General features: G+C 40.0%; 15 protein-coding genes. 4 read left to right on the top strand and 11 right to left on the bottom strand.

Features of this window, described 5'->3' with window-relative positions:
- Positions 1-121: 121 nt before the first annotated feature.
- The gene (gene yhfH, locus MHH33_RS04795; protein WP_016429141.1) at positions 122-247 is read left to right on the top strand and encodes a protein YhfH; all 126 of its coding nucleotides are present in this window, start codon (positions 122-124) and stop codon (positions 245-247) included.
- 46 nt (positions 248-293) lie between these two features.
- Here the strand turns inward: yhfH and MHH33_RS04790 are convergent, their stop codons facing one another.
- The 3 genes from MHH33_RS04790 to MHH33_RS04780 form a co-directional block, all read right to left on the bottom strand.
- Positions 294-2,480, bottom strand: a complete 2,187-nt coding sequence (locus MHH33_RS04790) for a YhgE/Pip domain-containing protein (protein WP_342543084.1) — start codon at positions 2,478-2,480, stop codon at positions 294-296.
- A 66-nt stretch (positions 2,481-2,546) separates the two neighbouring features.
- Entirely contained in the window at positions 2,547-3,116 is a 570-nt protein-coding gene (locus MHH33_RS04785) for a TetR/AcrR family transcriptional regulator (protein WP_016429143.1), read from the bottom strand.
- Positions 3,117-3,230: 114 nt separating this feature from the next.
- On the bottom strand, positions 3,231-3,407 hold the full coding sequence (locus MHH33_RS04780; protein ID WP_342543083.1) for a hypothetical protein: 177 nt from the start codon (positions 3,405-3,407) through the stop codon (positions 3,231-3,233).
- Between the two features lie 378 nt (positions 3,408-3,785).
- Here MHH33_RS04780 and MHH33_RS04775 point away from each other — a divergent pair, with 378 nt between their 5' ends.
- Together MHH33_RS04775 and MHH33_RS04770 are read left to right on the top strand one after the other, a co-directional pair.
- Positions 3,786-4,199 carry a hypothetical protein gene (locus tag MHH33_RS04775; RefSeq protein ID WP_342543082.1) on the top strand — a complete coding sequence of 138 codons (414 nt, stop codon included), beginning with the start codon at positions 3,786-3,788 and terminating at the stop codon, positions 4,197-4,199.
- Positions 4,186-5,148 carry an NAD-dependent epimerase/dehydratase family protein gene (locus MHH33_RS04770; protein WP_016429146.1) on the top strand — a complete coding sequence of 321 codons (963 nt, stop codon included), beginning with the start codon at positions 4,186-4,188 and terminating at the stop codon, positions 5,146-5,148. The genes MHH33_RS04775 and MHH33_RS04770 overlap by 14 nt, the downstream gene beginning before the upstream one ends.
- 214 nt (positions 5,149-5,362) lie before the next feature.
- Here MHH33_RS04770 and hemY read toward each other — a convergent pair whose 3' ends face one another.
- The 3 genes from hemY to hemE form a co-directional block, all read right to left on the bottom strand.
- Entirely contained in the window at positions 5,363-6,778 is a 1,416-nt protein-coding gene (gene hemY, locus MHH33_RS04765; protein WP_342543081.1) for a protoporphyrinogen oxidase, read from the bottom strand.
- A 20-nt stretch (positions 6,779-6,798) separates the two neighbouring features.
- Positions 6,799-7,734, bottom strand: a complete 936-nt coding sequence (hemH, locus tag MHH33_RS04760) for a ferrochelatase (protein WP_342543080.1) — start codon at positions 7,732-7,734, stop codon at positions 6,799-6,801.
- A gap of 73 nt (positions 7,735-7,807) precedes the next feature.
- Entirely contained in the window at positions 7,808-8,857 is a 1,050-nt protein-coding gene (gene hemE / locus MHH33_RS04755) for a uroporphyrinogen decarboxylase (protein WP_342543079.1), read from the bottom strand.
- 212 nt (positions 8,858-9,069) lie between these two features.
- On the opposite strand from hemE, the gene MHH33_RS04750 reads away from it, so the two are divergent.
- Positions 9,070-9,588, top strand: a complete 519-nt coding sequence (locus MHH33_RS04750) for an antibiotic biosynthesis monooxygenase (protein ID WP_342543078.1) — start codon at positions 9,070-9,072, stop codon at positions 9,586-9,588.
- A 160-nt stretch (positions 9,589-9,748) separates the two neighbouring features.
- Here the strand turns inward: MHH33_RS04750 and MHH33_RS04745 are convergent, their stop codons facing one another.
- From MHH33_RS04745 to MHH33_RS04725, 5 genes are all read right to left on the bottom strand, one after another.
- Positions 9,749-10,642, bottom strand: coding sequence for a manganese catalase family protein (locus MHH33_RS04745; RefSeq protein WP_342543077.1), 894 nt, complete (start codon positions 10,640-10,642; stop codon positions 9,749-9,751).
- A gap of 79 nt (positions 10,643-10,721) precedes the next feature.
- The gene (locus tag MHH33_RS04740) at positions 10,722-10,955 is read right to left on the bottom strand and encodes a DUF2642 domain-containing protein (protein WP_016429152.1); all 234 of its coding nucleotides are present in this window, start codon (positions 10,953-10,955) and stop codon (positions 10,722-10,724) included.
- A 107-nt stretch (positions 10,956-11,062) separates the two neighbouring features.
- Positions 11,063-11,536, bottom strand: coding sequence for an SRPBCC family protein (locus MHH33_RS04735; RefSeq protein WP_342543733.1), 474 nt, complete (start codon positions 11,534-11,536; stop codon positions 11,063-11,065).
- A gap of 30 nt (positions 11,537-11,566) precedes the next feature.
- The gene (locus tag MHH33_RS04730) at positions 11,567-12,211 is read right to left on the bottom strand and encodes a response regulator transcription factor (RefSeq protein WP_342543076.1); all 645 of its coding nucleotides are present in this window, start codon (positions 12,209-12,211) and stop codon (positions 11,567-11,569) included.
- Complete coding sequence (locus tag MHH33_RS04725; protein ID WP_342543075.1) at positions 12,180-13,253, bottom strand: histidine kinase; 1,074 nt, start codon at positions 13,251-13,253, stop codon at positions 12,180-12,182. The genes MHH33_RS04730 and MHH33_RS04725 overlap by 32 nt, the downstream gene beginning before the upstream one ends.
- Position 13,254 lies beyond the last annotated feature (1 nt).

Here is a 13,254-nt window from a genome sequence, read left to right as displayed (position 1 = left end):
CTTTTAGATGTTATTCATATTATATAGGAATATTAGGCGTTTGTGTTGACATTCGTTTAACTGTTATAATACAATACCATATACGATAACAGTACTAGTACAGAAAAAGGAGGTCACCGACATGATTGAGAATGTAGTAGAGTTTTTCAAGAACCTTCCCCCTAAGCAATGTGCCCAATGTGGAGAAAAAATCGAAGAACAGCATGAATGTTACGGTAATACATGCGATAAATGTAATACTATTTAATTAAAAAAACAGCCGTTCAGGATTTACCTCCTGAACGGCCGTTTTTTTATGCTTCCTGGACTTTTGAATAGCGTCGCTTGAACAAAATGACGAAATAAGTCATCGTGCATGCAGCTGCTGTTATAAAGAATGCCAGCAATATTCCGATATTCCACTGAATAAAGTCAATATCCGTTGAGGAAATCGCAGCTTTGAATCCTTGTACGGAATAGGTCATCGGCAACCATTGGTTAAATATTTGCAATGGTTGCGGAATCATTTCGAGCGGGAACGTTCCTGCACTTGTCACCAGTTGCAAAATAAGAATGATGATGGCGACAAATCGACCACTGTCACCAAGAACTGAGACGAGCAATTGCACGATGGCTAAATAGGTGAAACTCGTCATGATGGCAATCGCAATAAACCATCCAAGATTTTCTGGATCTAATCCTAATCCGAAAATTAGGATTGCTACCGCAATCAGTGCTTGCACAACGCCAACGATACCGAGAACGGTCATTTTACTCGTTGCCCATGCAAAACCACTTGTCGGTGGGATAGCTGTTTGCACCAGAGGGAAAACGATCGAAATTAGCAATGCTCCCACAAACAATCCAAGTGACAAGAAATATGGCGCAAATCCTGTTCCATAGTTTGGCACGTGATTGACAGCTGATTTTGTTACGCCAACTGGAGAAGAAGCCATGTCAATAGTATCTTCGTTAGCATTTACTGCGCTTGCTTCAGTAGAAGCATCTGCAAGTTTTTCTTGTAAAGAAGACGTACCTTCAGCTAGTTTCGCTGTCCCATCAACAAGCTCAGTGGATCCAGCAGCAAGTTCTCCAGATTTTGATGCAATTTGTGATGTACCTGAAGTTAACTCGTTCGAACCTTGAACAAGTTGTTGCAACCCGTTTGAAAGTTCATTACTGCCCGTAGAGGCACTTGCCAACCCGTTTTTCAAATCTCCCAACTTAGTCGAAAGGGTGTCACTTCCAGATGCTAAAGATGCAGCCCCTGTATTTAATGCTTCGGAAGATTGAGTTAAGGTAGACAATCCATTCGCAAGCTCCTGATGACCTGTAGCTAATTTCTCTGCACCAGATGATGCTTGACTCATGCCGCCGCTTAGCTGTTCTGTTCCGACTTGTAACTCACCTAAACCTTGAGAAACTTGTGAACTTCCTTGTTGAAGTTGCTCAAGTGCCCCTTTCAAAGCGGTTTGTTGCTCTTTTGGAAGGGATGCGAGAATCGGAGCCATTTGTTCAGATAAAGTCTCTAAACCAGCTGTTACTTGAGTAGACCCCCCTGCCAATTTTCCAACAGATTGATTCGTCATGGTGGCACCTTGTTGCAGTTGGCTTAGCGCTTCATTGAGTTGCTGTTCTTTTTCATTTGCCGCCGCTAATCCATTTGATACTTTTGCGACACCTTGCGTATAAGACGCAACTCCATCTTGCAGTTGGCCTGCTCCATCTGCTGCTTTGCCAGCACCTTGTTGTAACTGACCCGCTCCTGCTGTAAGTTTCCCAAGTCCTTCATTTAATTCTGTTGCTCCATTTGATGCTTTTACGGCTCCTGAAGCAAGTGCTGTTGACCCATCAGCCAATTGTACCGATCCACTTGCCAATTGTTCCAAGTAACCTTTCAAATCCGTCGCTCCAGAAGTAAGACTATCTGCTCCAGCCGATAATTTCTCAGCTCCGTCTGCAGCCTCCCCATACCCATTGCCCATTTTAGAAATGGAAGCGAAAAGATTTTCAGAGTAACTAGCGACGACTTGTTTATTTACTTCTGCACGAATTTGTTCAATTGCTGACTCACCAATTTGTGCGGATAAGAAATTAAACCCTTCGTTCGGTTTGTATTCAATCATCAATTTTTCAGGTTTCTCATCTAAAAGTGTCGTTGCATTTTGAGAAAAATTCGAAGGAATCTCAATTACCATATAATAGTCTTGTTTTTTCAGAGCTTCTTCTCCCTGTTTTTTTGACACTTCCACAAAATGGAACTCTTGACTATCTACCAGGTTCTTCGTGAGATCCTTCCCGACCGTTATGCGTTCCCCATCCAATTCAGCTCCCGCATCCTCGTTAACTATTGCTACTGGCAGTTCATTTAACTGTTCATAGGGATCCCAAAACGCCCATAAGAACATCCCCGCATACAATACCGGAATGAATAAAACCGCTAGGATTGGAACAAGTAATTTACGGTTCTTAACAATGTTTAGAAATTCTTGTTTTATCATCTAATTTCCTCCTAATACTTATTGACCGAATTTCTCAATTGGTCATTTTGTTTCAAAAAAAGAGTCTCACTTAATGAGACTTCGGAATATAGTGTCACGAAATACATCCACTATTTTTTCTTCCGGCAGCGCTTGCTCATGAGTTTTTTGCCAATCAACAGCAAAGGCCATATAGGCTTTAAAAATTAAATAGGCGACTAGTTCAACATCTACTACTCTTATTTCATTCTTGGCAATCGCCCGCTCGATATGCTCTGCTATATATCGTACAATTTCTTGTTCAACCTTTACAAGAACAGCCTGAACGACAGGCGTTTTCATATCTTTTTCTTCAGCAATCAACTTTGCAAGTAAAGCGTGTCGCTCCCGGAATTCCAGCATTTTCATTAATACGAGATGGGCATTTTTCTGGAAAGAGCACTGATCCGAAATGATGGCATCTTTTTCTGCCTTCATTTCATTAATCATCGTAAAGGCAATTTCATGAAACAATTCTTCTTTATTTGCAAAAAATGTATAAATCGTCCCTTTTCCTACATTTGCAACCTTCGCCACTTGATCCATGGTGGTCGCTTTATAACCAAATAAAGAAAATGATTTAGTTGCTGCTTCTAAAATTTCATGTCTGCGATCCAATTCTTTCACCTCATCTCATAAAATTGACTAAAAAACCATATTGGTCATCTAGTCATAATCATAATAGATTCTTATGTTTTTTACAATAGGCAATTCATTACTGTCACTATTTGTTCATAAATCATTAATCCTTCTTAATATATAGTATGAACTGATAATGGCTAAAATGGTTGCAATAATGGAGCGAATGAATAGACTCATAATGCCATCAGCACCAAAAGGATGGAAAATCATAATCTTCAACAGAAAATCAAAACACCAGATTAAAATGATGAAAATCATAAATTTCATAATAAGATACATAGTTTTCCCACCTACTATTACAATTTTTGATAGATTTACTAAACACTATAATACAATTTAAAGAGCTTTTTTAAAAAAGCCCTTACTTTCAACAATTGAAAAAACACAAAACAGATTAGCGCCAACTATTATAATTAACTTTTATCTGGATTAACTTCCTATAATTCTAATTCTAACCGGAACTCGTGACGACAAAGGTTGAACAAATAAAGGGGAAAATTCTCAAATCATTACCCAAATTCACTCAATTCCTCACAATCCATTGCTTAAATTCCATCCCAATAAAAATACATTTGTGTTCTGTAACTTAAACTTATCTTCTATTAGTTACCTACGATAAGTGAAGGTCTATATGTAAAAATTCGAATGCCTAAACTCATAGTCACCTACTACATACAATGTAAAAAACAAAAGGATGTTTGTGAATTGAAAGTTGTTGTCACGGGAAAAGCCGGATTTATTAGTTCCCATTTATTTGACGCGTTCATTTTGTCAGGAGTAAGTACGGCGAAAAAATCTTCCATCAATGAGCTTTTCAAGTTACTGGCAGATATTAATGGTATTAATATGCAACCACTCCATACTGCTTCTCCGGATGTAGATATCAAACATAGTTGTCTTTTTAATAAAAACGCACATCAAGGGCTATATTGGGATCCTATCGTTAAAATCCAAAAGGGAATGAATGATACCCATGCTTTTATCGATCTAATTGACCGTTCATTTTTAGGTCCTTTCAATTTTCATTCCGATAGGAGTGGAGGATTTGACGCAAAATAACGAGTCATCAAGCCAGTTCCCGCTAAATGCTATACCATTGGGGAAACCGAGGATTTTAATTACAGGAGCAAATGGATTTACGGGGAAACACGCATGCCAATACTTTATGAATGAGAACTATCATGTGATTGCAGTAACGAGAATGGCAACCAATCAAATTTCAAATCGCTTAATAACCTATGAAAAATGTGAACTTACAGATAAACAGGCAGTTAAAATGCTAATCAAAAAAACAAAACCCGATTTTCTTCTTCATTTGGCAGGTCAGAACCATGTTGAAGCATCCTGGAGTGATCCACTTGGCTCTCTCGAGGCAAATGTTTTCTCTACTGCATATTTATTGGAAGCCCTGCGAAATGAAGAATCTGATTGTAGAATTGTAGTTGTTGGATCCTCGCTGGAATTCAATCCTGCCGACTTCTCCGCTCCTCACCATCCCTATGCTTTATCGAAAACTCTTCAAACATTGATTGCACAGTCCTGGGAAATGCTTTATGGAATGAATGTTATTATCGCAAAGCCTTCTAATCTTATCGGTCCGGGCATTTCTTTCGGGCAATGCTCAATCCTTGCAAAAAAAGTAGTTGAAATGGAATTCACTAATGCCGAAAAAATACTTAAAGTAATTAACTTACATGCGAGACTCGATTTTTTGGATGTTAGAGATGCTATTTTGGCGTACGATACATTATTTCAAAAAGGTATTCCTGGCAAAATGTATGTAATATCGTCTGGAAAATACAAGTACTTAAAAGACCTGATAAATACTCTCCGTCTTTATTCTTCTGTTGAATTTGAGATTCAAACATTGGGCAATTACCTTGAAGTAGTTAAACCTCTTAGACCTAATTCAATCAATAAACTTGGATGGCAACCTAGCATATCATTTGAGGAGTCAATACAGGACATTCTATCGTATTATCGCGATGTTTCACTTGGTTTTTCATAACTTTTTTGTGAATATGGCAGGTACTATTATCCTTGTACTCTCTGCTTAATCAAAAGGCTCCGTTTACTTTTACTAAAGGTTATTTGGTCATGACCATTCCTCCGAAGCTACCGCAGCGAAAATTGGTATTTTATACCACTCTAATCTTTTATAATAACTCTACAATAAACGTAAACAAAAGGACAACTCCGAGGAGTTGCCCTTTCACATTCATTTATTTAACAAACAAGTCATCCAAAACTTCACTGACAGCGGCTTTCCCTTGATCGACACAATCAGGTAGCCCAAGTCCTTCATAAGAACTTCCTGCTAGCTTAATCATTGGAAAACGCTCTTGAATCTCTCTTTTCGCTTTAGCCACGCGCTCTTTATGCCCTACCACATATTGGGGAGAAGCATTTCTCCATCGAGTGACGACCGAAAATAGAGGTTCTTGATCAATGTTAATCGTTTTGCGTAAGTCCGAGAGAACGATTTTTTCAAGTTCGCTGTCTGATAATTCAACCGCAGACTCATCGCCTGCCCGACCAACAAATCCTCGAAGCAATACATGCCCTTCTGGTGTTGTTGTTGGCCACTTACGATGTGTCCATGTACAGGCAGTGATGGAGTAATCACTGTTTCGAGACACTAAGAAGCCAGTGCCTTCTTTATCTTGTTTGACTGCTTCTTCTTTAAAAGCCAGTGCAACAGTCGCCACTGAAGTAGCAGGCATTTCCTCGAAATCAGCCATCAATCCGTGCTCTTCAAATAATGGCAGAGCGGCGAGATGTGGTGTTGCAAAAATCAATTGATCGAGAAGCATTTCTGAATCGTTGTTTAGGAACAAATTCACTTGTTCCCCAACTCGTTCGAAACGTTCCACACGAACACCCTTCATAACTGAACCTGGTTCAAGCTGTTCTTCAATTGCTTCCACAACAGTTTCCAATCCATTTTTGAATGTACGGAAAATACCTTCTTTTGACTTAACAATCGGCTGTTTTGGTGTCGTTTTTTTCGAACCGATTATCAAACTTCGATGTTCCTGTTCCAGTTTATAAAACTGGGGAAACGTAGCCTGAAGGCTCATTTTATCAATGTCTCCTGAGTAGATGCCTGATAATAAAGGTTCAATTAAATTTTCAACCACTTCACCGCCGAAACGTCTACGTAAGAATTGTCCAACCGACTGATCTCCGTTAACAGAGGACTTAGGTAAAATAAAATCTCCAGCCGCGCGAAATTTCCCGCTCCATGAGAACAATCCTGAGGTGACGAAAGGCGATATTTGTGTAGGGATGCCCATGACAGACCCTCCAGGAATTGGGTGCAGCCCGTCATTGACCAGAATATATGCCTGTCCAGTTGCATTGCTGACAAGTTGGTCACTGATGCCAAGATCCTCGGCTAAAATGCCAAAGCTTTTTTTACGTGCCAAAAACGAGTCAGGTCCCCGTTCAATGACAAATCCATCTTTGCGGACTGTTTGGATTTTCCCTCCGAGTCGATGGGAAGCTTCTATCAAAACTACTTCAAGAGGATACCCTTTTTCTTTCGCTTCTTTCTGCAAGTAATATGCAGCTGCCAATCCAGTAATTCCCCCACCAACTATCGCTACTTTTCGTTTTCCTTGAGACACAGTCATCATCACTTTCGATTTCAGTTTCCTTATTTTTTATCTAAATGTTTCAATACAACATCGGACATAGCATCAATAAATAATGGTTGTGTGTTAGGCATTTCAGGTCGGTAGTAATTGGCACCGATTTCATCAGTCACCACTTTACACTCATAATCATTGTCGAATAACACTTCTAAATGATCTGCGACAAACCCTACTGGCGTATAGACAAATGTAGAATAGCCTTTTTGTTCGTGCAATTCATGAGTAAGGTCTTGAACGTCTGGTCCAATCCAAGGTTCTGGCGTTTGACCAGCACTTTGCCAACCGACTTCGTAGTTTTCAATACCAGCTGATTGCGCGATTAAGTTGGCCGTTTCTTTTAATTGATCTGGATATGGATCGCCATTTGCGATAATTTTTTCAGGTAATGAGTGTGCAGAAACGATTAAACAAGCTTTTTCACGTTGTTCTGCCGACATCGAATTGAAAGTTTCGGAAACCTTTTCAGACCAATATTGAATGAATTTTGGTTCATCGTACCAACTCTCTACTGAAGTGATCTGTAGACTACCTAATTTTTCAGCAGTTTCTTGTACGCGTCCGTTATACGACTTAATCGAGAATGTTGAGAAATGAGGTGCAAGTACAATGGAAACCGCTTCTGTGATTCCATCCTTATGCATTTGCTCCACGGCATCTTCAACAAACGGTTCAATATGTTTTAACCCAACGTATAATTTGAATTCAATCTCGTCTTGAACGGCATTCAAACGGTCACGAAGTGCAGTCGCTTGGTCGTCTGTAATTTTTGCCAAAGGAGAAATTCCACCGATTGCACGATAGCGGTCTCTTAAATCGATAAGAGCTTCTGGGCTTGGCGGACGACCATGACGAATATGTGTATAATAACGCTCTAAATCTTCTTCTTTATAGGGCGTACCGTAAGCCATCACAAGCAGTCCCATTGTTTTTTTAGTCAACTTGATCACCTCGTTCATTAATTTACAATCTTCATTTTGCTAGGTTCAATTTCATTGCGCGAACATGTAAGCCTTATGAATGTGCTTTGATTTGTGCACGGCTGTATTCATGGACAAATGACGTCAATCGTTTTAATGTATCTGGATTTACTTCAGGGAATACGCCATGTCCTAAATTGAAAATGTGTGAAGGATGAGCGATTCCTTGATCGATGATTTCTTTAGCACGTTCTTCAATGACAGACCAATCTGCCAACAAAAGAGATGGGTCCAAGTTTCCTTGAAGCGTTTTTGTTAAGCCCATTGCTCGAGCTTCTTTGATTGATAAGCGCCAGTCTAGACCTACTACGTCCACCGGCAGATCATGCCACTCTTTTGCTAAATGACTTGCACCAACACCAAATGTCGTTACAGGTACACCTTGTTCTTTAATAGCAGTAAAAATTCGTGTCATTACCGGTTTGATGAAAATACGGTAATCTTCAATATTCAATGCGCCAACCCATGAATCAAAAATTTGAATGGCTTTAGCACCAGCATCGATTTGTGCTTTAGTATAAATGATAATCATATCAGCAAGCTTGTCCATTAATGCAAACCACGCTTGAGGCTCAGAGACCATGAATGCTTTCGTTTTGTTGTAATTTTTAGAAGGCCCGCCTTCAATCATGTAACTTGCAAGCGTGAACGGAGCTCCAGAGAAACCGATTAACGGAACATCCAGTTGTTCTTCAGTCAAAATTTTGATGGTTTCAAGAACAAATGGGATGTGATCTTGAGGCGAAAGTTCACCAAGTTTTTCTACATCTTGCACTGTTCGAATCGGATTAGAAATAACAGGACCCACGCCTGATTTGATTTTCACATCAACGCCGATTCCAGGAAGTGGTGTCACGATATCTTTATATAAAATCGCGGCATCCACATTGTAATTTTCAACCGGTAAGCGTGTGACGTATGCACAAAGTTCTGGTTGATGCGTGATTTCTTCTAAAGAATATTTTTCTTTAATTTTGCGATATTCCGGTTGTGAACGTCCTGCTTGACGCATATACCATACAGGTGTGTAATCTACTTTCTCGCCTCTCGCTGCGCGTAAAAAAGTGTCGTTAATCTGTCTCATGAATTGCCTTCCTGCCTTTCAACATTACATATTTGGGGTCGTCCTTGTTATATTCGTTCTAAATATAGACGTTCTCTACACTATTGTATAGATTTCAAGTGCAATTGTCATAGAATTGTCTTGATTCAACGACACTCTTTTGACAAAGTGTTGTTTTGAGCACTTTTAACTGGGGAAGATTATAATGTACTTATAGAATGGAGGGATTTTGAATGAATATTTATTTGACGTCAGGTACACCTGAATTCATGAATTCTTTAAAGGAAAAACATGCGGGAGAAAAGATGGTCGTCCTACACGGACAAGGAAATGCAGTGCTACTTCATGAAACAAGTGGCAAAACAGTTTTTCAAACACCGCGTAAGTATGAAGTCATCGACTCTTCAGGTGAATTAAGTGACCAGGGCTACTTCGTTTTCAACAATATCCCAGTAACGGAAGAAGGTCGCCCGATTTTTGAACACCGATTCACAAATCGTCCGCGTGCTATTGAAAATGAGCCAGGATTTATTGCAATCCGCGTATTGCGTCCAGTCGGTTCGGACACATACATCATTTTGACGGAATGGACTGGTGCAGGCTCATTCGAAGCTTGGCAGAATTCACAAGCTTATAACAAGGCACATGAAAAACGAGGTACCGATGAAGGCATCGACAAACGTCCAAATATCTTCTCAAGTGCTTCTTATGTTACAACTTATAAAACTGCAAAAAAGACAGACGAAGCTTAATAATATTGAAAAGCGCCTATTCCCAAGGGAACGGCGCTTTTTTGATGGCTATGGATTTCTTAATAATAATTTCGTGAAATTTTTATCGCTCAAATCAAACACTTTATCGCTCAAACTCGGTTCACAAGCAAGTTAACTTCTTGAGAAATCGTTTAAAACCCTACATGTTAGCCATTAAACGTTTGGCAATTTGTTGATATTCATCCGGCCCAATGCCTGGGGCAAACTCTTCGGGTAAATCGTCAAGGTCCGGAATTGGGCCACCTTTAGGAATACCATCTTGAACAACAAGTGGCTGACCGTTACTCGGATTATCGCCTTTCCAGATAGAGCGAATATCTTTATACTGCCCTTCATCATTCCATGTAAAGAGAACATTTCCTAAACCACGATCTTCATATTTTACCGCATGATCAAATGACCGATTATCCAGATTCGGTATTGGAAGCATTCTTGTTATATCAACACCGGTGGCCATTTCAATGGCTTTCGCATACGCAAGTACGTGCGTGCCACCGCGTACGAGAAGATAACCAATCATTTCTCTCGCTGTTTCGTGACTCGTCATTTCATAAACGCGCATTTTATGGGTTCTTGCTCCACATTCCAAGAAAAAATTATGCAACAGATCCAGCACTAAGTTTCCGCTAGAAAACACATGGTCACCGCGCCATGGATTACCCATGGAATCCCCTGCCATCGAAGTTTGGGCGGTTGCTATGAGCGCGTAAGTATTTCGTAAATCTTTACCATTTTGCAATGGTGTCAAATCAGGATCACCTGCAAAAGAAATACCTTTGTTCAAGATATTGATGGTATTGGAAACCAGCTCAACATGTCCAAATTCTTCAGCGGTAATACTTGCGACTAAGTCATAAAATGGTTTAAATTTCGTTTTTTGACGAAAATTGAATGACTGATACATATAGTTATTCAAAGTCGACATTTCTCCGAATTTACCACCCAAAAGTTCTTGAACGGCTGCGGCTGCGTTTGCATCGCCATATTCGGGTACAGGCAACTCGATTGCCAGCCTATTTACGCGTTTAAACATGGAATCTCCTTCTCTCAAATTTGATAATTAAACGAATTCGACTCTTCCCGTGTGTGCAGTAAGTGAATATATTAAATTATTATTTATGAGAAGCTGGAGACACCCAAATAATTTGTTGGATACGAACGTAAAATGGTGTTCCATTTTTTTCTACTACGATATGATCGGGCACAACCTCTTTAAGTACACCTGTGACCACACTGTTATTTGATAATTGAACAACAATTTTTCCTCCTACAGCTGACGTTAACGTCTGGTACACAAAAGGATCAAAATTGCTGACAAATTCTACGGACTGTTGTTGATCATCCATTCATGCCACACTCCTTTCAATCAATACCCATATTGTATGGATGGGGTGTGGCAAAGGTGATATGAAATTTCCAATCCTCGAAATTTGAAATGTCCATTGTAACAGGTTTATTCTGACTTCATTTCCCTCATTCGTAATTCTGCCAGATGCTTTAGCTCATTCGAACGGGATTCAATAAATCCTTGCATGTACTTTTCCAAAAACAGTTTATCTGCCACGCGCCCAATGATGCCGAATGGTGCATGATAGACAAATGTATCTTTCATCATTGTTCCGTAATGGATTTCCGTAAATTCGTGCGTATGTGTAAATGATTGAAAAGCTCCTTTAACTTGAACATCTATAAAAAAATTGGGTCTAACCATCTCTATAATTTTGGCAGTTAACCTCTGTTTCACTCCAAAATGAGTGGCTTCCCAAGTGACACAATCACCTTTTTCCAATAATCCTGTTATTACGCCATCAACTGCCCTTTCATTTGTTTGAGAGGTAGTTTGCATATGCGCTTCAACGCTTCTGGCAAGATTGAAACACACTTCAATCGGTGCTTTTATGTAAGTAATGTGTATGATAACAGGCATCATTCGACACTCCTCAATGTGAAAGTCAGTTTATTCTTTCCCGTGCAAGATCCCATTGCGATTGGCATAAACAGCCGCTTGAGTACGGTCGGCACATTCAAGCTTCCCTAAAATATTGCTCACGTGAGTCTTCACTGTTTTGATGCCAATGAATAACTTTCCCCCAATTTCCTGGTTACTAAGCCCGTCCCCTAGGCATTTTAATACATCCAATTCCCGCTCCGTTAAATCATCGTGAAGAAACCGCTCTTTAGGACGCAGCTTTTTCATCATCAAGTCAGTCACTTTAGGGGCAATCGTCGCCTGCCCTTTAACGGCATCATGAATCGCCTCAGAAATTTTATGGGCTGGTAACGTTTTCAATAAATAGCTGAAAGCCCCTGCTTCGAGCGCTGGAAATACTTGTTCTTCATCATAATAGCTCGTTAATATCATGATTTTACATGTTGGATGAAAAGCCAGGATTTCTTTTGTCGCTTCGATTCCATTGCCATCTTCCATTAACAAGTCCATCAGCATCACATCGGGCAGATGTTTTTTAGCTAAGGCGATTCCTTCTTTACCACTTCTCGCTTCTCCAACAACTTCGATTCCCGGTTCTGTCATAAAATAAGATACCAATCCCAGTCGGACCATTTCATGATCATCCGTTATGCCAATTCGAATCGGTTTCATCACGCATACCTCCTTTTAAAGGTTGGCAAGGAATCTGGAAAAGCCACTCCGTTCCTTCCCCTTCTTTTGAGTGCAAACGGGCAGTGCCGCCTACTTCTTCACAGCGTTCTCGTATCGTCATCAATCCATATGATGTTTGCTTCTTCTTTGCCGAATCAAACCCTCTTCCGTCGTCTCTGATAGTCAATACAAATTGTGAACTACTGAGTTCCGCTAAAATTTTTACATGTGTGGCTTCTGCATGACGAAGACAATTGGCAAGCACTTCCTGCACAATTCTGTACACATGCTCTTCACTTCCTTGAGACAAGCAGGACTCTTCTGGGAATTTAAGGTCGAATTTAACATCAGTCCTCGTCTCCAACTCTTCGAGTAACTCTGAAAGTGCCACAAAGAGGGTTTTATTTTGTAAATCCATTGGTCTTAAATGAAGCAATAGAGCTCGCATTTCATTGAGGGTTTTAACGGATAGAACAGATATTTGCTGAATAATGGATACAGCTCTTTCAGGATTTTGTAGAACTGTTCTCTCTGCAGCAGAGGACAGCATCGATAAGGCAAACAATTGCTGACTGACAGCATCATGCAATTCACGTGCAATTTTTTGACGTTCTTCCGTCATTGCAGCTTGTTCAGCTTGTTTGATCATCATGACATTCTGATCCACTAGACGTTGTAAAGTTCTTAATTGGACATTCATTTGTTCTGCCAACTCATTAAAACCTTCTTCGAGCAACCCAAGCTCGTCATTTCCTTGAACGGGAAGACGGGTACGGTATTTGCCGTTTTGCAACATGCCAAAACCGGCCAGTAGATCGCGGTGGCGACTTGATAAATGATTGTCCCTTCGATATCCCCGGATCATTTCGTACGTAGCGATTACTATAAAAACGATGATAGGCACTACAATAGAACCTTTTATAGTAATAAATGGGTACGGAATGAAATAAACATATAGTTGAAGAATGGCGAATAGGAAAATGGAGACATCACGTGCAAGCCGCCAGCCTTGTTTAATTGATTCAACATGAAATGACTTCATT

This window comes from Paenisporosarcina sp. FSL H8-0542 (genome assembly GCF_038632915.1).
GTDB lineage: Bacteria > Bacillota > Bacilli > Bacillales_A > Planococcaceae > Paenisporosarcina.
Note: the sequence above shows the minus strand (reverse complement) of the source record. Positions and strands in the feature narration are given on the sequence as shown.